15 protein-coding genes are annotated in these 17,322 nt (G+C 41.6%); 14 read left to right on the top strand and 1 reads right to left on the bottom strand.

What is annotated here, in order from left to right; all coding sequences use genetic code 11:
- The first annotated feature begins 36 nt into the window (after positions 1–36).
- The 14 genes from BW716_RS12095 to BW716_RS12030 all read left to right on the top strand — a co-directional run bounded on the left by BW716_RS12095 (position 37) and on the right by BW716_RS12030 (position 17,072).
- The gene (locus tag BW716_RS12095; RefSeq protein WP_083722815.1) at positions 37–1,326 is read left to right on the top strand and encodes a nucleotide sugar dehydrogenase; all 1,290 of its coding nucleotides are present in this window, start codon (positions 37–39) and stop codon (positions 1,324–1,326) included.
- A 16-nt stretch (positions 1,327–1,342) separates the two neighbouring features.
- Positions 1,343–2,350: an SDR family oxidoreductase gene (locus tag BW716_RS12090; RefSeq protein WP_083722814.1), complete on the top strand. Its 1,008-nt coding sequence runs from the start codon at positions 1,343–1,345 to the stop codon at positions 2,348–2,350.
- Positions 2,351–2,418: 68 nt separating this feature from the next.
- Positions 2,419–3,645: an oligosaccharide flippase family protein gene (locus BW716_RS12085; RefSeq protein WP_083722813.1), complete on the top strand. Its 1,227-nt coding sequence runs from the start codon at positions 2,419–2,421 to the stop codon at positions 3,643–3,645.
- Between the two features lie 3 nt (positions 3,646–3,648).
- A complete protein-coding gene (gene asnB / locus BW716_RS12080) occupies positions 3,649–5,577 on the top strand; it encodes an asparagine synthase (glutamine-hydrolyzing) (protein ID WP_083722812.1) in 1,929 nt (642 codons plus the stop codon).
- A gap of 263 nt (positions 5,578–5,840) precedes the next feature.
- Entirely contained in the window at positions 5,841–6,776 is a 936-nt protein-coding gene (locus BW716_RS12075) for an O-antigen ligase (RefSeq protein ID WP_179091100.1), read from the top strand.
- Between the two features lie 16 nt (positions 6,777–6,792).
- Complete coding sequence (locus BW716_RS12070) at positions 6,793–7,881, top strand: glycosyltransferase family 4 protein (RefSeq protein ID WP_083722810.1); 1,089 nt, start codon at positions 6,793–6,795, stop codon at positions 7,879–7,881.
- Positions 7,878–8,399, top strand: coding sequence for a DapH/DapD/GlmU-related protein (locus BW716_RS12065; RefSeq protein WP_143708834.1), 522 nt, complete (start codon positions 7,878–7,880; stop codon positions 8,397–8,399). The genes BW716_RS12070 and BW716_RS12065 overlap by 4 nt, the downstream gene beginning before the upstream one ends.
- Positions 8,399–9,487, top strand: coding sequence for a glycosyltransferase (locus tag BW716_RS12060; RefSeq protein WP_083722808.1), 1,089 nt, complete (start codon positions 8,399–8,401; stop codon positions 9,485–9,487). Before BW716_RS12065 ends, BW716_RS12060 begins: the two co-directional genes overlap by 1 nt.
- Positions 9,480–10,694, top strand: a complete 1,215-nt coding sequence (locus BW716_RS12055; RefSeq protein WP_083722807.1) for a glycosyltransferase family 4 protein — start codon at positions 9,480–9,482, stop codon at positions 10,692–10,694. The genes BW716_RS12060 and BW716_RS12055 overlap by 8 nt, the downstream gene beginning before the upstream one ends.
- Positions 10,695–10,749: 55 nt before the next feature.
- Positions 10,750–12,858 (top strand): discoidin domain-containing protein, encoded by a 2,109-nt coding sequence (locus tag BW716_RS12050; protein WP_220388752.1) that lies wholly within the window; start codon positions 10,750–10,752, stop codon positions 12,856–12,858.
- A gap of 16 nt (positions 12,859–12,874) precedes the next feature.
- Positions 12,875–13,489: a sugar transferase gene (locus BW716_RS12045; RefSeq protein ID WP_083722805.1), complete on the top strand. Its 615-nt coding sequence runs from the start codon at positions 12,875–12,877 to the stop codon at positions 13,487–13,489.
- Positions 13,490–13,501: 12 nt separating this feature from the next.
- Positions 13,502–14,116: an acetyltransferase gene (locus BW716_RS12040; protein ID WP_220388751.1), complete on the top strand. Its 615-nt coding sequence runs from the start codon at positions 13,502–13,504 to the stop codon at positions 14,114–14,116.
- Complete coding sequence (locus BW716_RS12035; protein WP_083722804.1) at positions 14,116–15,246, top strand: DegT/DnrJ/EryC1/StrS aminotransferase family protein; 1,131 nt, start codon at positions 14,116–14,118, stop codon at positions 15,244–15,246. The genes BW716_RS12040 and BW716_RS12035 overlap by 1 nt, the downstream gene beginning before the upstream one ends.
- Before the next feature lie 233 nt (positions 15,247–15,479).
- Entirely contained in the window at positions 15,480–17,072 is a 1,593-nt protein-coding gene (locus tag BW716_RS12030) for a gliding motility-associated C-terminal domain-containing protein (RefSeq protein ID WP_083722803.1), read from the top strand.
- Between the two features lie 37 nt (positions 17,073–17,109).
- Here BW716_RS12030 and BW716_RS37630 read toward each other — a convergent pair.
- On the bottom strand, positions 17,110–17,322 hold a 213-nt coding region (locus BW716_RS37630; protein WP_220388750.1), incomplete at its 5' end, for a hypothetical protein.

Genomic DNA, 17,322 nt, shown 5'->3' with positions numbered 1-17,322 from the left:
CACCTTTACTTATAAAGAATAAATGATCACAGTTTTATGGTGCCTAACGCAAAATTAGCGGTAATTGGACTTGGATATGTCGGCTTACCCCTGGCCGTCGAATTTGCAAAAAAATACCTTACCGTTGGATTTGATATTAACCAGAGAAGGGTAGCAGAATTAAATAGTGGAAACGACTTTACACTTGAAGTCGCCAGCGGAGAGTTACAAAAGGTGCTGACCAGCGATCTGCAGGCTGAGAAAGGCTTGCTTTGCTCTGCAAATCTCAATGGTATCAGTGATTGTAACTACTATATCATTACTGTTCCAACACCAGTTGATAAGCACAACAGGCCTGACCTCACCCCACTCTACAAAGCCAGTGAAACCGTAGGTAAAGTACTGCGCAAAGGTGATATTGTAATTTATGAATCCACAGTTTATCCAGGTGTAACTGAAGATGAGTGTGTACCAGTACTGGAGCGTGTGTCCGGTCTGAAATTCAACCTAGATTTCTTTGCAGGTTATTCCCCTGAGCGTATCAATCCCGGCGACAAAGAACATACTGTTGCCAAAATACTGAAAGTTACCTCCGGTTCCACTCCCGAAATAGCTGACAAAGTAGATGCACTCTACAATTCCGTAATAATTGCGGGCACCTTCAAAGCCGCATCTATCAAAGTTGCAGAAGCTGCCAAAGTAATTGAAAACTCCCAGCGAGATATCAATATCGCTTTTGTAAATGAGCTGGCTAAAATATTCAACAGGATGGGTATCGATACAGAAGACGTATTGAATGCAGCCGGTACCAAATGGAACTTCCTGAAGTTCAAACCAGGATTGGTAGGGGGGCACTGTATTGGTGTAGATCCATATTATCTGGCACAGAAAGCCCAGGAACTTGGTTATCATCCTGAAATTATTCTGGCGGGCCGCCGGTTGAATGATGGCATGGGCCAATATGTTGCGATGGAAGTGGTAAAACTGATGGTGAAGAAAAGCATTCCTGTAAAGGGTGCGAAGATCCTTGTACTAGGCTTCACTTTTAAAGAGAACTGCCCTGATGTACGTAATACCCGCGTAATCGATATCCTAAATGCATTGAAAGAGTATGAAACAGATATCGTGGTGTATGATCCGTGGGCGAGTCCGGCAGAAGTAAAGCATGAATATGGCTGGGATTCTGTGCTGGAACTCGATGGCTCGTGTGACTATGATGCGGTTATTTCCGCTGTAGCGCATAAGCAGTTCAATGGTCTTGATATTAAAGGATTGTGCAAGAATACCAGTGTTGTCTATGATGTAAAAGGTGTGCTGGATAAGGAAACGGTAGACGGCAGACTTTAATTCAATTAATCAATTCATGTATAATACAGCATATCATCCCGTTCAACTTTCAACACACTCTTTTCTGGTAACGGGAGGAGGAGGATTTATTGGTTCCAATCTGGTCGAGTACCTTCTCAAATATGGTGCAGGGAAAGTAAGGGTCTTAGATAATTTTATTACCGGGCACCGCAGGAATTTAAGTGAGTTCATGGGTAATCCGGCCTTCGAATTGCTTGAAGGAGATATCCGCAACCTGGAAGATTGTAAAGCCGCAGTGAAGGGAATAGACTATGTATTGCACCAGGCGGCATTGGGTTCAGTCCCAAGGTCTATCAATGATCCGATTACTACTAATGATATTAATGTTTCAGGATTCCTGAACATGCTAGTGGCGACAAGAGACGAGAACTGCAAACGATTTGTTTATGCGGCTAGTTCCAGTACTTATGGAGATCATTCTGGTCTGCCCAAAGTAGAGGATCAGATTGGCAAACCTTTATCCCCTTATGCTGTGACCAAGTATGTTAATGAGCTGTATGCAGATGTATTTGGGAAAACGTATAACATGTCTCTGATCGGGTTGCGTTACTTCAATGTATTTGGACAAAGGCAGGATCCGAATGGAGCATATGCAGCAGTAATTCCTAAGTTCGTGTCTCAGTTCATTCGCTATGAAAGTCCTGTTATTAACGGGGATGGTGCTTTCTCCCGCGACTTTACTTATATCGACAATGTAGTGCAGGCAAATATCAAAGCTCTGTTTGTGCCAGATGCTGCAGCAATAGGGCAGGTGTATAATGTGGCATTTGGAGAGCAGACGTCGCTGACACAGCTCACCGAAGCAATTAAAGACGAGTTGGTTGCCTTCGATGAGAAGGTAGGAGATATTTCTGTGATCTATGGTACTAACAGGATAGGTGATATTCCACATTCACTGGCTTCTATTGAGAAGGCGAGAACACTGTTGGCGTATCAACCTGCCTATTCCTTTAAGGAAGGGCTGAATGAGGCTGTGGCATGGTATTGGCACAACCTGAAATAGGGTTCTTTCTATTCAGCATATCATTCCTCCTGAAAAGCAATTGCAGTTAGAAAGTAAATTTTAAGTCGTTGAAAAAATTAGTTTCTGAGTTTTTGTATTTGGCACTTTTTCAAGCTTCAAATTATGTATTACCTATCCTAACGTTCCCGTATCTCATCAGGGTGTTTGGATTAGGTGTATTTGGAGAGTATACAGTGATACAGACTGTTCTAACTTATTTTATCATACTGATAGATTTTGGTTTTAATGTAACGGGTGTTAAGAATATTTCGCAGGCAGCTACTGAAGAGGAGAAGTCTAAAGTATTCAACACTATTATGGCATCCAAAGGGTTATTGATTGGTATTTCTTTTCTAGTGTTAATGATAGCAGGTTTATGTGCGTCTGAGGTGAGAAATCATTTCATTGCGTATATACTGGCGTTTCCAATGGTTGTAGGACAAGCTATTTTCCCGATTTGGTTCTATCAGGCAATCCGAAAAATGAAAGTGGCGACGATGATCAATGCGCTGATCAAAATCTTTTTTACCGGCTGCATCTTCCTTTTTATTAAGAGGGCAGATCAGCTGGCTACAGTGTTTTTGTTCAACTCGGTAGGGTTTCTGGTGGGAGGAATCATAGCAGTGATCCCCGTGTACACCAAATATAAGCTGAGGTATTTTGCACCCACCTGGCAGGATGTGAAGGCTGATTTGACGGAAAGCTGGCGGATCTTTTTATCGAGGGTATTTGTAACATTATATTCTTCCACGAATGTACTGGTACTCGCTTATTTTAAAGCACCGTTTGTAGTGGGGCAGTATGCTGCTGCGGACAAGGTGTTCAGAGGACTTTATAATGTATCTACGCCTTTTACGCAGGTATTCTTCCCTTTGCAGGCAAGGTTGTACAAGGAGTCTATAGCTGCCTATATTAAAGAATCAAAGAAGATCTTTTTCATACTATTATCGGTTTGTACCGCTGTAGGTGTTGGCGTATTTATCGGATCTCCATTCATTGTGAAGTTAGTTGTCGGGCATGAAGATGTTATTGTACTGGCGGTGTTGCAGGTGTTTGTATTAAGCGTGATCCTTTACCCTTTTGGCGCATTCTTTACGAACATGCTGGCAATTCAAAATATGAATAAGGTATTGCTGCGTGCGGTGACGTATTCAGCAGTGATGAACATGGTACTTGTAGTTCCTGTCATCTATTATTTTTCTGTGACTGGTCTGGCATGGCTGTCTTTTGCCACACAATTGCTAATTTTTTCATATAAAGGGCTTTCTATTGTAGCTGATTTAAATAAAAAGTAACTCATGTGCGGTATCGCAGGATATATTCATAAGACAAAATTGACTTACAATGATAGTGTCATAGTGGGAATGCTGGAGGTGCTTGCACACCGGGGTCCTGATAACAAAAGTCATTGGGGAAATGAGGATGAGTGTGTTTTTCTGGGCCACCGCAGGCTGGCAATACTTGATCTTTCTGACGCAGGTAAACAACCAATGTTAAGCAATGATGAGGACCTTGTAGTGGTGTTTAATGGGGAGATCTACAATTTTGATGAAATCCGGAGCGAGCTGAAGATGCTGGGTTATACTTTTAAAACCGGGAGTGATACCGAAATGATCCTCTATGCTTACAAGGAGTGGGGCATAGATGCGGTCTCGAAGTTCATTGGAATGTTTGCAATAGTGTTGTTTGACCGGAAGCAAAAGCAGGTTTATTTTATCAGGGACAGATTTGGTGTAAAGCCGTTATTTATTTTTGAATCAGAGAAGCTCCTGATGTTTTCGTCGGAGATCAAGGCATTTTATGAGCATCCTGAGTTTAAGAATGATATTAATCTGGATGCAATTCCTTTATTTCTGAGATACGGATATATTCCTACTCCGCATTCCATTTTTACACATGTGCGGAAAGTGAAGCCCGGGCAGATTCTGCAGTATGATATGGAAAAGGGCAAGGTTGTAAGAGAGGTAATATATTGGGATCCGCTGGATGCATTTAACAGAGAAAAATTCTATCATAAAACAGAAGCAGAGATCATTGCGGAGACGTTGGAGTTGCTAAAGTCTGCTTTTCAATATCGCATGGTGGCAGATGTACCGGTGGGGATATTCTTAAGCGGAGGTATAGACAGTTCGCTGGTGACGGCATTGCTTACCAAACAGCTGGGCTACAAACTGAAGACCTTCACAATCGGGTTCGATAATGAAGCTTTTAACGAAGCGAAGATCGCAAAGGAGGTCTCAGAACAGCTAAATACGGAGCATCACGAATATATCTGCACGGAAAAGGATGCGTTGGAGATCATTCCACAGCTACCTGTATATTATGATGAGCCATTCGCAGACTCATCTGCCATACCAACCATGTTGCTGAGCCAGAAAGTACGACCGCATGTAACTGTGGCTTTATCGGCAGACGGTGGCGATGAGATCTTTGGTGGGTATACTAAATATTTCTCCAGAGGTGGGCTGTATAATATGTTGCGTAAATCTCCGGGTGTACTGCGGTATCCGATTAGCTGGGGACTAGGGCTGATGCGTAGGTATCGGCGAATGCAGGGACGGTATGACAAGGATGCGATTCTGGAAAGAGCGCAGGAGATTGTGCACGCAAATGACAAAAGTGTTTCATTTCTAAAGAAGATTGATTATAGATTATTCAGTAATTATGAGCTGAAGAAACTGATGAAAGGGGCTTTTAAAAAATTAGATACAGCATTTGATGTATCTGGCAGTCTGGCTGCTGACAACAGTGAAATTGAAAAGATGCAGTCTACGGATGTCAAGACCTATATGCTGGACGATATTCTTGTGAAGGTGGACAGGGCTACAATGGCATATAGCTTAGAGGGGAGAGAACCATTGCTGGACCACCGGTTGTTTGAGTATGTGGCGCAGATTCCGGCTGCCATCAAGTTTAAGGATAATATTCCTAAATATTTGTTGAAAGAGATAGATTATACCATGTTACCTAAGGAGCTGTTGGACAGGCCCAAACGTGGCTTTGCTGTGCCGATAGAGCATTGGTTGCTGAATGAGCTGGCGGTATTTTGTGATACCTATCTGAGTGAGCAGGAGATTGCTACGAGTGGAATATTTGATTATCAGGAAATAAAAAAATTACGTCGCCGTTTTCAGGAGAAGCAGCGAAGGGCGGATGCAGACAGAATCTGGCGGATCTTATGTTTTCAAATGTGGTTTAGCCACTGGATAAAAGGTAAAGTACAGTAATGAGGCGTATTAATATTTTATTGTTCTTATATGCTTTAACAGCGATCGTTTGTTTTGATTACGAGAATCTGACGATTATTCCGAAGATTTTTGCAGGTCTGCTGATGGTAGAGTATTTCGTTCAGACAATACATCTGAAACGCTCTGGCAAAAAAATGCCATGGAGTTGGGGAAGTTGCTGTCTGCTCTATTTTTCTATGTACAGTTTGATCTCTTTTGCTTTTTTTCCGTATGATCTTACTGGGGAATCAATCATTAATATAATGATGATTTTTCTGTTGTCATACATCCTAACCCGGATTGTGGATAATATCAAGGCATTTGATATGGTGCTATTTGGAATTACAGTCGGTTTATTAGTTGGATTTGTCTTCAATGTTTTCATACCACAGTTAGATGAATTTGGCAGGACAGGGCGTTATGCCGGTACTTTGGGGAATGCGAACCTGTTTTCTCTGATGGTCAATTTCTGTATCTCTTTCTTATTGCAGCGGTACAAGTTGTATTCGAAGTTTTGGCGAAACCTTGTTTTGATCTTTATTGTGTTGGCTGCTCATCAGGTGTTGATGAGTGGTTCTAAGTTGGGATTACTGATGTATCTTTTCAATATCCTGTATCTAATATTTTATATACGTGTGATCAGGAATATTACTGTACTAGTGTTTATATCTATTCTACTCATATTCTTATCTGGTTTTTTTATTTCCAATTTCATGGTAGATAATAACTCAGAAGCTTTTGTGCGGTTCCAGTATTTGCAGGATGTATTTGCGGGGAATCGTAGTTATAGTGATTCCGATCTGCTCCGGTATAATCTGGCAGTGAAGGGATGGGATATGTGGACACAACAACCTTTATTTGGCTGGGGCTATGGGGCTTTTGTGTATTTGGGTGGATATGACTTATATTCGCATAACAATATGATCGAATTATTGGCGAATACGGGAGTTATAGGATTTCTGTTGTTTCATGCAGCGTTGATTCAGCTGATTATAATGGCATACCGGTCAGACATTTACCGAAAAAATAATATTATCTGGACCTGTTATTTTGCCCTGATGGTGATAGTTAGTTCATTTGCAATTGTTTTGCTGGGTGAGAAGTTGTTCTGGCTGTTATATTTTACTATGGTTTCTTATCTGAATATGCATACCATTCAGCGAGAGATACCTGCAATGACGGTGCATCAATTAAATTAACATTTGAGCATTAGATATGAAGGTTGTTTTATGTATTGACGGATTAGGATCGGGAGGTGCACAGCGTCAAATTGTGTTATTGGCTGAGCTATTGATCAGCAGCGGTCATACCGTGGAGTTTATCACGTATCTGGATGACAATTTTTATAAGGAAGTGACTGAAAGATTAGGGATTAATGTGGTGACTGTAAAGTGGACAAACCTATTTTCAAGAACGTATAATTTTCTGCTCGCGGTAAAGCAGGCGAAGCCTGATAATGTTATTTCTTTTTTAGATAATCCAAATCTTATTACAGAATTGGCCTCCCTGCCGTTTCGGAAGTGGGGCCTAATTGTGTCTGAGCGTACAGGTAAAATTGGGAAGATCTCAACAAGGGATAAGGTGCGTTTCCATTTTCACCGGCTGGCAGATGTAGTAGTGACGAATAGCTATAATCTTTCTCATTTTGTGATGAATAATGCACCGTGGCTGAAGAAGAAAGTGCATACGATCGTGAATGCAGTGGATTTTGAGAAGTTCAGACCAATGGAGGTAACACCAGCGAAGGATGTGGTGAAAATTGTGGTAGCGGCCAGTTACCAGCGGTTGAAGAATCCTGAAAATCTTATTAAGGCAATTCATTTCCTGAAGGGACAGCCGGTTGAATTATATTGGTATGGCAATAAGATGATGAAGGATGGCGTGCCCCAAAATACATCACGGTACCTGGATGCCGAGTCATATGTGAAAACACATGGATTGGAAAAGGTGGTTTTTCTGGATGGACCTTCTAGGGAGATCCCCCGTCTTTTTAATGAGGCGAGTGCTGTTTGTCTGCCTTCCTTTTATGAAGGGTGCCCGAATGTGATCTGCGAAGCAATGGCATGTGGTAAGCCGGTATTGGCCAGCAATGTATGTGATAATCCGAGATTAGTAAAAGAAGGTGTGAATGGATTTTTGTTTGACCCCAATAATGTGACGTCTATAGCCGATGCAATCAAAAAATTAATGGCTTTATCTCCGGTACAGGTAGATAAGATGAGTATGGAGAACCTCGCTTTTGCTGCAGCTGAGTTTGACAAATCGGTCTTCTTAAATAAATATCTGAACTTATTGAAGGTATGATCAGAATTATCAGTTTATTCTTCTATTACGGCTTTGCCTATTACCTTCCGGAAACGAATAACCGGTATTTTTTCGTTATCAGGAAGATTCGTGCATTTATTGCCAGCGGAATCCTTGATAAAGCGGGTCAGGATATTAATGTGGAAAGTCGCGCGAATGTAGGCTCGGGAAAGGGAATTTCTATTGGGCATAATTCCGGGCTTGGTGTCCGCGCACATGTTAGAGGGCCGCTGATTATAGGAGAAAATGTCATGATGGGACCAGAGGTTATTATTCTCACCCGCAACCATAAGTATGATGACCTGAGCATTCCCATGAATATGCAGCAAGGATCGGTTGTGAAGCCAGTGGAGATTAAAGATGATGTCTGGATTGGTACGAGAGTGATTATATTGCCAGGTGTCACCATTGGTACAGGAGCAATAATAGCAGCAGGTGCGGTAGTGACTAAAAATGTTCCTGATTATGCAATTGTAGGAGGTAATCCTGCGAAAATTATTAAATACAGGGATCAGTAATGAAAATCTGCTTTTTATCTGCGGGTACATTTACCCATATTCAGCCCTATATAGATTACTTCAGGGCAGAAGGGCATGAGGTGCATTTTATTGCGTTAAGTCCTTCTCCTGAAAGGAATGTACCGGTGCACAATGCCTGGACGGGTAAAGAATATGATGTAAAGACAAATAAATATAAATATAAATACATTATAGCCGCTTTTAAAGCTAAGAAAATTATAAAAAAACTGCGGCCTGATATTATTCACGCACATTATGTGACAAGTGGAGGACTAGCTGCCTATATCATTCATCATCCGGGAACAGTAGTAACGGCCCATGGCAGTGACATAAATACTAGTGTAAAATCCTGCGTATGGCGCGTCTTACTCAAACGCATATTGGGCAGGGCATCGGCAGTGAATGTGGTATCAGGGGAATTGTATGACAAAGTCCTGCAATTGGGTATATCAGATAAGAAGGTTTACAATATTAATGTAGGTATCAATTATGATTTATTCAGGGAGCATCATGCAGCCCATACAGTGCCTTATGTTTTAAGGATGGTTTGTAACAGGCGATTTGAGCCCGTTTATGACCATATGACGATTCTGAAGGCATTGGTAGTGCTGCAGCAAAATCAGGTGCCATTTGAAATGTCTTTTATTGGTGGAGGGCCATTCCAACAGGCTGCTTTAGATTTTGTAAATACACATAATCTGAACAGCCAGGTCACATTTTACGGACAAGTGGAAAATACAGCACAGTTATCGGTATTTGAAAAGTGCAGTGTATACCTTTCATCCTCCAGATCGGATGGCACAAGCCTTAGCCTGCTGGAAGCAATGGCTGCTGGCTTGTTTCCGGTAGTGACTGATATAGTGGCGAACAAGGCTATTCTTGCACATGAAAGATCCGCTTTGTTGTTCCCTGTAGGGGATGCTGAAAAACTGGCAGAACAATTGATATACCTGAGGGACGAATTTTTTGAAAAGGTACCTGGTATCCTTGTGCAAAATCAGGAGTATGTAGTAGTGGAAGGAAACCGCCGGATAAATATGCAGAAACTGGAGAAAATTTACACAAAAATAGCCTTATTAAATGACTAAGAGAATTATTTATTTACACCAATATTTTGCAATCCCTTCAATGTCAGGGGGAACACGTTCCTATGACTTGTCAAAAAAATTTCTGGAGCAGGGCCATCAGGTGATCATGATCACAACAAGTGCTTTTTTGAAGGATTTTGAATTAACTGGCACCTGGACAGTTATCAACTATGAAGGGATTGAATTGCATGTATTAAAGCAGGAGTATAATAATAAACTGAGTTTTGCAAAGCGTATCTTTGTTTTCCTGCAGTTTTTCCTGTATGCATCCAGAAGAGTATTGAAGGTAAAAGGAGATGTGGTAATTGCTACTTCTACTCCTTTAACCATTGCAATACCTGCATTGGTGAAAAAAATGTTACATCATACACCATTTATTTTTGAGGCGAGGGATATATGGCCGGAGGTACCTGTTGCAATAGGTGTAATCAGGAACCGTCAATTGATCAGGATACTGAATTCATTTGAAAAATATATTTACCGTAATGCAAAGCATATAGTAGCGCTTTCGGAAGATATGAAACATTCTATTGTTAGCAGAACGGGAACAAACAGCGATAAGGTTACAGTTATTTATAATATTTCAGAAATGAAGCGATTTTCTAATGTGCCAGAAGGCGCGCCAATAATGCCTAAGTACACAGCATCTGATAAAATTGTGCTATATGCAGGTACGCTTGGCATGGTGAATGGCATAAAATATGTAATAGACCTGGCGGCTGAAACCGCTCAGATTGATCCTGAGATCGTATTCATGGTATTGGGAGATGGTATGGAAAAACCGGAATTGCTTCGGTATGCAGCAGAAAGGCAGGTACTGAACAGACAGGTTTTCTTCCTTGACCCGGTGCCTAAAAATATGTTGCCAAAATTATACGCAGAAAGTACAATTGGCAGTTCTTTTTTTATTCCTGTTAAGGAGCTTTGGGCTAACTCGGCCAACAAGTTCTTTGATTGTCTGGCCGCTGGCCGGCCTATTTTGATCAACTATGAAGGCTGGCAGGCAACTGCCATCCATGAAAAAGAGGTGGGGATAGTATTATCTCCAGCAAGCAATATCAAAGCTGCTGCTACCGCATTGTCCAATTATCTTAACGATCATTCAACCTTGGCGAAACAACGTAATAATGCAATTAAACTTGCCGAGGAACGGTATTCACTGGATATTGCAGCTGCAAGGTACCAGGATGTTTTATTGGCTGTTTAGTATTGTTGACATTAAAAAACTAAGAAGGATGAACCGGATTAAAATGTTTTTTTCCATGTTGATGATTACCGTTGGTGCTTGTAATGTTGCTAATGGACAGAAGGACCTGGCTTTGAACAGGCCCTATACGCTGAGTGTACCCCCTAACTATCAGAACACAGCTCCAGGGGATGATAAAAGTTTATTGACGGATGGTGTTTATACTTCAGGATATTTCTGGAATAGTAAACAAACAGCAGGCTGGCACAAGGCTTCCAGAATTAGCATTGAGATCGATCTGGGGAAATCAGTTGATTTTAATCAGTTAACGTTTAATACTGCCAGAAGGGAACAGGCGAGTGTGTATTATCCTTCAAATGTGTTTGTATTTGTATCGGATGACGGGTCCACCTATCAATACGTGGGTGATGTGATGGCAGGTGGTGATAATGTTGCCGGAGATTATAAAATACAGAAATTTCAGTTGAAGACAGCTATGGTACATGGGCGCTATGTAAAACTGGTAGCGATCGTACAAGGTTTATTATTGTTTTGTGATGAAATACAGATCTTCAATGCAGGGGGAGGTGCTTCGTCCAGAATGGCGTTTAGCAATAAGCCGGTAGATGAGCAGGTGGATGACCTGGTGCAGAAGGATGCAGCCAATAGAGCTGGTTTGGCAAAGAATCTGCAATATCAGGCGGCAGTGGGTTCGATCAGTAGTAACAATAAGGGGGCCTCTGGTGCTGCTTTTGCAAGTCAGCTGAAACAGCAGCTGGGCAATGATTTTACAGTTAATTTTTTCAATGCTTGGGATGCCCTGGGTACTGTATATAAACCAGTAAAACGCTCTTCAGATAATGTCAATGTTAAGACTGTGATCAACGGACATTCCTATGTAGGTTTTATTGTAACTAATCTGAGTCAGGAGAAAGCGAATTATACAATTAATGTCAGCGGTGATCAGCACACGGGGAGGCTTACATTGTATACCGTACCATTCCTTACCTCTCATATGAATTACCAGCAAACAGCTGATCCGCTGCAGATAGCAGATAAACAGCTGACATTAGATGTCGGTGAGTCAAGGTTATTTCTGGCTGAATTGACAGGTAGTGGCGCCGGAAGTAGCAAGAACAGTATTAGTGTAAGTGATGGTAAGACCAGTCAAACTGTTACAATAAATGTTTCGGTAGCGAAAATCAGGTTTGATGAAAGTAAGTTTGCTTTGAATACAAATGTATGGGCTTACCTGTATTACCCGATGTTGAACACTCGGAAAGCTACAGCTGTAAAAGATTTATATAATCATCATATAAATACTGCTGTGATCCCTCCGAATGCATTAGGAGATATACAGCATAATACGGGATCCGCGTTGAATGGCTATTTGTCTGCTTTTGGAAATTATAAGCCCAGAACCTTATTATTATACATGAATTTTGTATCTGCGGAAAATCTGAATTACTGTAAGAAAAATGACTTTCTGTCTGACGGATGGAAATCGGATTTTAAAATATGGTATCAGAATCTGAGCAAGGTAGTTACACAGAGTGGTTGGAATATGCAAAACGTGTATGTTTACCCATATGATGAGATTGAAGTAAAAGACGTGGATAAGCTGATAGCCTTTGCCCAATGGGCAAAGAGTGCAGTGCCTGGAATAAAGTTGTATATGACGGTTGGCAAACTGCCAGATAATAAAATATCGCAGTTAAATCAGTATATGGATGTCATGCAGGTCTTTGAGGACTATATATATACCGTACCGACTGTAGCTGATAAATCCTGGATTTATAATACAAAGGGAAATGCCGAGTTACTAAGCCCATATAATTATTACCGCCTGATGTCCTGGAAAGCTTTCGCAAACGGATATAAAGGTGTTGGTTTTTGGGCTTATGCTGATTCAAAGGATGCATTTAATAATATCCTGAAGACACGTTACTTTGCAGGATCTACTAATTATGCAGCCGTATATGTGGACGGTGACAATATCGTCTCATCGCGGCGTTGGGAAGGATTTATGATGGGAGTAGAAGATTATGAATTATTGCAATTGTATGCAAAGAAATTGGGTGCTTCAAAAGCAAAAGCACTTGCTGCATCAGTGTTAGGGGCACCTGGCGATGCGTCACAGGCGGATGCGGCGAGAGATAAAATAATCTCTGCTTTATCAGAGTAAAAATATATAAACAGTAATGTCCGGCAAATTTTATAACATATTTGTAAAGCGATTGATAGATCTGATAGTAGCAGTGAGCGCTTTCATAATATTATTCCCTTTATTTATCATCATGACTATCTTACTGGCCATTTTTAACGGAGGTACACCCTTTTTCTTTCAGCGGCGTCCCGGAAAGAACGGGCAGATTTTTAAAGTGGTGAAGTACAAAACTATGAACGATAAAAAAGATGCTGAGGGGAATTTATTGTCGGATGCGGAGCGACTAACATCTGTAGGGAAATTTGTAAGAAAGACATCGCTGGATGAGTTGCCACAGCTCCTGAATGTGATAATGGGAGACATGAGCCTGATAGGGCCACGTCCCCTGTTGCCAGAATACCTACCCCTGTACAATGTAGAACAGGCAAGGAGGCACGACGTTAGACCAGGTATTACCGGCTGGGCGCAGGTTAACGGCCGAAACGCCATCAGCTGGCAACAGAAATTCGCGTACGACGTTTATTATGTAGAAAATATCAGTGCCGCGCTGGATTTAAAGATCCTATATCTGACCTTTACCAAAGTGGCAAAATCAGAAGGGATCAATGCTGACAATGTAGCTACAGCTGAGAAATTTACAGGCAATTAAAATGCACAGCCAATGATTTATTTGTACGGAGCCGGTGGCCATGCCAAAGTAATACTGGAAATCCTGGAACAGCAGGGAACTAAAGCCGCTGGCTTATTTGACGACAATCAGGCGGTACATACATTATGGGATTACGAAGTAAGCAGGTATAATCCGGAGTGGGACAACACAATTACAGGGATGGTGATAGCCCTGGGAGACAACCATCTTCGTAAAAAGGTGGCAGCGCAGCTGAGAGTCCCCTTTATGAAAAGCATTCATCCTGCCGCGACTGTATCATGCAGGGCTGTAATTGGTGATGGTTCTGTGTTGATGGCAGGTGTAACTATTAATGCGGATACGATAATAGGTAGGCATTGTATTATCAATACCAATGCGTCTGTTGACCATGATTGCATCATTGCAGATTATGTACATATCTCACCTAATGTGGCAGTATGTGGAGGCGTAAAAATCGAGGAAGGTGCGCATATCGGCGCCGGTGCAGTGATAATACCCGGTATCGTCATCGGTAGGTGGGCGACAATAGGGGCAGGAGCAGTAGTGACCAGGGAGGTGCCGGACAACGCAGTGGTGGTTGGTAATCCTGCAAAAGAATTACACAAAAATAATTTTAATCAGAAATAATGAGCACAAAAATCTGGCTGTCATCTCCACATATGGGAGGAGAGGAGCTGAACTTTGTAAATGAAGCATTTGCTGCTAACTGGATTGCGCCTTTAGGGCCGAACGTAGACGGATTTGAAGTGGAGTTGTCTGGCATTACAGGCGTGAAGCATGTAGCTGCATTGTCGTCAGGTACTTCAGCATTACACCTGGCATTGATTCTGGCGGGTGTGGGTCGGGAAGATGAAGTCATCTGTCAAAGTATGACATTTTCGGCATCAGCAAATCCTATTATGTATGTGGGGGCATTACCGGTTTTTGTGGACAGCGAAAAGGATACCTGGAATATGGATCCGGATTTGCTGGAAGAGGCAATTCTCGACAGAATTAAAAAAGGTAAGAAAACCAAAGCCATTATTATAGTGCATCTGTATGGAATGCCCGCAAAAATGGATGAGATCATTGCTGTTGCGCGCAAATATGAGATTACACTTATAGAAGATGCGGCAGAAGCACTGGGTTCATCTTATAAAGGTATTGCATGCGGTGCGATGGGTAATTTTGGTATTCTAAGTTTTAATGGCAATAAAATTATCACTACGAGTGGAGGCGGTGCATTAATAAGTAATGATGAGGCAGCTGTGAAACAGGCGCGTTTTCTGGCTACACAGGCAAGAGACAATGCTCCGCATTACGAGCATAGTCATGTAGGGTATAACTACAGAATGAGTAACATCTGCGCAGGTATCGGCCGTGGACAACTGAAAGTACTGAACGAGCGCGTACAGCAACGCAGAAGTAATAAAGCATATTACAGCAAAACGTTGGGACAGTTGCCAGGCATCAAATTCCTGGATGAAATACCAGGTTCCATGAGCAACTTCTGGTTGACTACGCTGGTGATTGATCCGACAGTAAGTAAAGGAGTGACCAGGGAAAACATCAGGCTGGCACTGGCCGCTGATAATATTGAATCCAGGCCATTATGGAAACCAATGCATTTACAACCCGTTTTTGTCGGTACGCCTGCTTATGTAAATGGAACATCCGAAGAATTGTTTAATATGGGCTTATGTTTGCCAAGTGGTTCCAATTTAGCCCGTGCGGACCTGGAACGTGTAACGAATATTATCTGCAATTTGTTCGATTAAAATCAGGATTTTCAAATAATAAAAGAGGGTGCCTTCAGATAATGGAGAACCCTCTTTTTCGTTATAGGAAGTTAATAAGTCATTATTTTTAACCGGGTTTAATATTTAAAAATTTAATATTTAAAAATAAATCATATATTTGGAATGTTATTTTTCGTCCTATGAAAAAACATATCACTTCAATTAATGGATTCACCCATTAATTGAAGTGAACAACTATTTTTAATTATCCTATGAGAACACTAATTCAGAGCACAGCATCTGTCTGTAAAGTGTATTTTCTATTCATTCGTGCTATTCTTATTTTAACCATTAATTGTTCTTTATGCGAAGGCATATTTGGACAAGATATACAGATACGTAATCCGTCACTTGAAGGGGCCGTTGGGCAGGCAAGTTTGCCTGCTGAATGGGTGATCGGTAGTAAATCTCCGGATACCCAACCAGGTTTTTTGGGAGTAGACAGAACAGCCTCAGACGGGGAAACGTATGTGGGGGCTATGCATGGAAGTGCATGGGATGAGACGTATGGACAAAAGCTCTCTACCCCGTTGAAAGCGGGCAGAATTTACATGTTTAGTTTTGACATCGCTTTCCCTCCTTTTTATTATACAAAAATCTGTTTTGGTTCACTGGGTATTTATGGTGGTAGTGGTATCAACAGCAAGGAAGATACTTTGTGGACCTCCGGCGAGTTTTATAACACTGACTGGCAGAGAAAGGTAGTGACTATCCGTCCAAAGATAGATTGTGAATATTTATTGTTCAGTCCTTACCTGGCAGGTAACTGTGATTCAGAGAATTATTCAGCAGTGCTGCTGGATAATTTATCTGCTACTATTAAGGAGGTACCGCAGATAGAAGTGTCGGTTAGCAATGCCTGTAAGAACTCGAGCAATGGTTGGGCTGCTGTAAAAGTGAAAGGAGGAGAAGGTCCTTATAAGTACGATTGGAATCCCTTTAAATACAATGATTCATGTGTTTCCCATCTGGCGTCGGGAAAGTATTCAGTGAAAGTGACGGGGGCGAATGGTATTAGTGTGGAACAGGAGGTGATCATTGGCGAATATGAAGTAAAGACAACAGCAGCGATCGTCAATAACAGTTGTTACAATTCTGACAACGGAGCTATTTATATGTCAGCATCCGGAGGCATATCTCCTTATACATTCAGTATTGACGGGGGGATTACTTATAGTTATTCTTCCGGTTTTTCTTCTTTGGCTGCAGGTAAATATAATGTAAAAGTGCTGGATGCAGCTAATTGCGATGTAGATGTAAATAACCTGCATATTACGGAGCCGGAGGAGTTGAAGATTGTGCATATTTCGACAAGGAATATTTCATGTAATACGACACAGAATGGTGCGATTGCGATCACTGTAGAAGGCGGGACTCCCACATACACATATACGATCCTGGGTAATGAGGCCAGCCAGATGGATAGTACATTTATAGGGTTGAATGACGGTGAGTACCGGTTCAGGGTCACGGATAGCAATGGTTGTATGGTTGAAGGGGAGGCAGATGTTTCCAGAGAGGCCAGGGATTGTGCGCTGTATCTGCCCACAGCTTTCAGTCCGAATGGAGACGGTAAGAATGACATATTCAGGGCGGTAGTACACGATGATGTGAAAGCATTTAACCTGTCAGTTTATGGAAGATGGGGCCAGTTGCTATTTCACTCCGCAAATCCAGATCAGGGCTGGGATGGCATCTTCGGAGGTAATCGGATGCCTTCGGGCAGTTATGTATACGTAGTGACCTATACGGATAGCAAAGGTCAGTCCATGAAGCAGATGGGTAGCTTGGTCATGGTACGTTAATTTTTCAGGCATTAAAATCAATGTCGTTTAGTTAAGGCTAAAGTTGTTTGTATTCCATTGCAGGCGGCTTCTTGACTTTATGATTCCTTGGAAACTTTCTGCCAGTTCTAATACTTTCACATGTTTTAAGAAGTATATCATCAATCACTTTTATAGATTTTGAAACCATTGATCGAATCCATAAGCCCTCCCATACTTCTTTGCATATGGCAAGAGCATTGGTTCTGTTCATTTGTTTAGGGTACTTATT

It is taken from the genome of [Flexibacter] sp. ATCC 35208 (assembly GCF_001975825.1).
In the GTDB taxonomy this organism is placed as follows: Bacteria; Bacteroidota; Bacteroidia; order Chitinophagales; family Chitinophagaceae; genus Chitinophaga.
This window is presented reverse-complemented; position numbering and strand designations above follow the sequence as displayed.

Coding starts and splice junctions, on each gene's coding strand:
- BW716_RS12055 (WP_083722807.1), top strand. CDS start 9,480: ATGACTAAGAGAATTATTTATTTACACCAATATTTTGCAATCCCTTCA.
- BW716_RS12030 (WP_083722803.1), top strand. CDS start 15,480: ATGAGAACACTAATTCAGAGCACAGCATCTGTCTGTAAAGTGTATTTT.
- BW716_RS12045 (WP_083722805.1), top strand. CDS start 12,875: ATGTCCGGCAAATTTTATAACATATTTGTAAAGCGATTGATAGATCTG.
- BW716_RS12060 (WP_083722808.1), top strand. CDS start 8,399: ATGAAAATCTGCTTTTTATCTGCGGGTACATTTACCCATATTCAGCCC.
- BW716_RS12040 (WP_220388751.1), top strand. CDS start 13,502: ATGATTTATTTGTACGGAGCCGGTGGCCATGCCAAAGTAATACTGGAA.
- BW716_RS12035 (WP_083722804.1), top strand. CDS start 14,116: ATGAGCACAAAAATCTGGCTGTCATCTCCACATATGGGAGGAGAGGAG.
- BW716_RS12095 (WP_083722815.1), top strand. CDS start 37: ATGGTGCCTAACGCAAAATTAGCGGTAATTGGACTTGGATATGTCGGC.
- BW716_RS12075 (WP_179091100.1), top strand. CDS start 5,841: ATGATGATTTTTCTGTTGTCATACATCCTAACCCGGATTGTGGATAAT.
- BW716_RS12090 (WP_083722814.1), top strand. CDS start 1,343: ATGTATAATACAGCATATCATCCCGTTCAACTTTCAACACACTCTTTT.
- BW716_RS12050 (WP_220388752.1), top strand. CDS start 10,750: ATGTTGATGATTACCGTTGGTGCTTGTAATGTTGCTAATGGACAGAAG.
- BW716_RS12065 (WP_143708834.1), top strand. CDS start 7,878: ATGATCAGAATTATCAGTTTATTCTTCTATTACGGCTTTGCCTATTAC.
- BW716_RS12070 (WP_083722810.1), top strand. CDS start 6,793: ATGAAGGTTGTTTTATGTATTGACGGATTAGGATCGGGAGGTGCACAG.
- asnB (WP_083722812.1), top strand. CDS start 3,649: ATGTGCGGTATCGCAGGATATATTCATAAGACAAAATTGACTTACAAT.